Raw genomic sequence first — 726 nt, forward strand, 5'->3', positions numbered from 1 at the left:
ATCGGGTGAACAAAGACATGCTCAAACACGGCGTACCGGAGCACGACAAGTACGAGTTCAAGCAGGTCGCGGTATTGAGCTGGGCCTACTTCGTCACCTTCGGCTCCGAGCTGGCGGTGGTCTCCATGCTGCCGGCCTTCTTTCTGGAAACCTTCACCCAACTGAGCCTGGCCGAAGCGGGCATGCTTGGTGGCGCCTTCGCCTTTATGAACCTGGTGGCCCGCCCGGGCGGCGGCTGGATCAGCGACAACTTCGGGCGCCGACGCAGCATGTCCATCTTCATCGGCGGCCTGGCGGTGGGTTACTTCGTCCTCTCCCAGGTCGGCGGCGGCTGGCCGGTGTGGCTGGCGGTAATGGCGGTGATGTGCTGTTCTTTCTTTGTCCAGGCGGGCGAAGGCGCGGTGTTTGCCATGGTGCCGTTGGTGAAGCGTCGCATGACCGGCCAGATCGCGGGCATGGCCGGCGCATACGGAAACGTGGGTGCGGTCACTTATCTGACGGCCTATAGCTTTATGGATGCGAGCACGTTCTTTCTGGTGATCGGCGCCTCGGCTGTAGCGACCTTCTTCCTCGTCCAGATGCTGGCCGAACCCAAAGGCCATATGAGCGAGATGATGGCCGATGGTACTTTGCAGAAGATTGAGCTGACTTGATGCTTGGGCTTATTAGGTTGTAGGAAGTCCGGGTCGGAGCGGGGTGATTGGCGTAGGTCGGATTAGCGCAGCG

The 726-nt window shown here is 60.7% G+C and carries 1 protein-coding gene; it reads left to right on the forward strand.

The window, feature by feature from the left end; translation table 11 throughout:
* Nucleotides 1-653, forward strand: a 653-nt coding sequence (locus B3520_RS06035; RefSeq protein WP_349678476.1) for an MFS transporter, incomplete at its 5' end; no start/stop codon positions are given.
* Nucleotides 654-726 lie beyond the last annotated feature (73 nt).

It is taken from the genome of Marinimicrobium sp. UBA4509, from assembly GCF_002388575.1.
Taxonomy (GTDB): Bacteria; Pseudomonadota; Gammaproteobacteria; order Pseudomonadales; family Cellvibrionaceae; genus Marinimicrobium; species Marinimicrobium koreense.